This window comes from Okeania sp. SIO2F4 (assembly GCF_010672385.1).
Taxonomy (GTDB): domain Bacteria; phylum Cyanobacteriota; class Cyanobacteriia; order Cyanobacteriales; family Microcoleaceae; genus Trichodesmium.
The window spans coordinates 1-2,135 of sequence record NZ_JAAHGT010001245.1 but is presented as its reverse complement, the minus strand read 5'-3'; the positions used below and the strand labels follow the sequence as shown (position 1 = coordinate 2,135).

1 protein-coding gene and 1 pseudogene are annotated in these 2,135 nt (G+C 30.4%); both read left to right on the top strand.

Annotation, left to right across the window (positions count from 1 at the left end; all coding sequences use genetic code 11):
• Window positions 1–1,707 (top strand): polyprenyl synthetase family protein (locus F6K22_RS39345; protein ID WP_293110438.1); only part of this gene is annotated, 1,707 nt, incomplete at its 5' end.
• 229 nt (window positions 1,708–1,936) lie between these two features.
• Window positions 1,937–2,135, top strand: a pseudogene (locus F6K22_RS39340) (hypothetical protein); the annotation flags it as partial.

The window sequence follows — 2,135 nt, the reverse complement described above, 5'->3', positions numbered from 1 at the left end:
GGTGTTACATATCCATTAGTTGACAATATATTTGACTCAAAACACATAATATCTAATACACAAAAAAAAGTTTTTGCTAAAATTTTGACTGATGCAATTTCTGGAATTAATGTTTCACCTAAAGTAACTAATATTCCATTCTTAAGAGAGCTATATAGATGTTGTTTAGAGTTAAAATATATTTTGAATAATCAATCTAATAACAATAGCCTTTCTTATATTAAGATATTTCATTTAGCTCAAGTAGGAGATAATGGAGACAATCAAGAAAAACTAAACTCGGCTGGCAATGTAGATTTTTTATTTACGCGCATCATCTTAAAATCATCATTTGCGAGAATTGCTACTGCATCATTGGCTGGATATCCCATCAATGATGAGTTTATCCATAAGAGTATTCTTATGGGAATTAATAATCAATTATCTAATGACTTTGAAGGGTTTATTCAAGATGTTGCTAATGATGCTGCAACTCCATATACATTATTTCTTCAAAAAAAAATTGAAATTAATCCACTAATATTTACTTTTGATTATTATATTTTTTCCTCAAATTTTCAACTAGATAAAAAAGTATACATACAGGCTTGCTTACTAAGATTTGTAGAGACAATTAGAGAGTTTGTCAAAAATTATGGATTTTCTAAGTATCAAAAATTTATAGATGATTTGACTGATAATAATATACTTTACACAAATAGAAATTTATTTTACCAGCTTGGTGAGATAAGTAAATACAGTATTCATCTTCATCAAGAAACATGGATTTCTGAATATCTTGATAGCTGTGCAGAAAAATATGTATTGCAATATAAGGATAATAATTATTCATTTGATATATGGAAATTTAATGCTGAAGCCAGACCTTGGATAGAAAAGGTTATAGTTAATGAAAATGAACAACTAGATGAGCTAGAAAAATATGCATTAAGTGGTTTTTGCCACAGAAATAGACCTTTACTATGTCTTTTGATGGGAAAAATATATGGGCTAGATTTTGAACATTTAACTGGTTTAGTACGAGCAATAGAATATTTTCATTCAGCTTCATTAATACTTGATGATTTACCTACTCAAGATAATGCTTCTTTGAGAAGAGGTAAATTAGCTTTTCATAAAAAATATAGTCAAGCTGAGGCTCAAATAACTGCAGTTTCATTAATTGCCAAAGGTTATGATGAGCTGGAAAATATTCTAACCGATGATACTTCTAAGATCAAAATTATTCAATATGCTTCAAAAATTTGTAGTAATAATGGATTATGTTTAGGACAAATAAAAGATTTAAAATGTAGAGATAGTCAGGAAGTTAGTCTTGACGATCTAAAAGAAATAGCTTATCTAAAAACAGGTTTAGCGATTGAATTTTGCTTAGTTTCAGTATCAATATTGGCAAAGGATTCGGCAGAAAATATTGAAAAATTAAAACTCTTTAGCAAGTATATCGGTATAGCATATCAAATCAAAGATGACTTAAAGGATTCCCTGAGTATTTCAGAAACAGGTAAAGATCAATTTTTAGATCGAACCAACAAAAAAAGTTCTTCATTTTTGTACCTACTTGAACCTGTAAAAGCTAAGGAACTTTTAGACGACTACAAAAATTTCGCAATTGATACATTGCTGAAAATTGATTTAGACTTAAGCACTCTTCAGGAATTTATTGAACTTTTCTTTGCTTTTACCGACATAGAGGTTATCGACTGAAACAACTACAACTGAACAATCAAAAATTCTGGCCAAACTAAATCCTTTGTGGTTTGATGGGTATTTGGCTATCCAGTTTATTCTTTATATGCTCCGAAACAGTTATTGATTTTAGACTTAAGCATCCTTCAGGAATTTATTGAACCTTAATTCTTGCGAAACTAAATCCTGTGTAGTTTGATGGGTATTTGGTTATCCAGTTTATCCCCTATATGTTCCGAAACAGTTTATGAAAGATATAAATACTGAACCAGATAAAGTTGGTACAACAGAAGCAGCATTTCTTCTAAATATTTCTACCGCTAGACTCAGGTTACTTCTCAGGCAAGGTCGCCTCAAAGGAGCGGAAAAAGTCAAACGGTTCTGGGTAATTCCTTTAAATAGTAGAGGAATGCCAGAAATTACTCCTGGTCGTCGAGGTCCTCAAG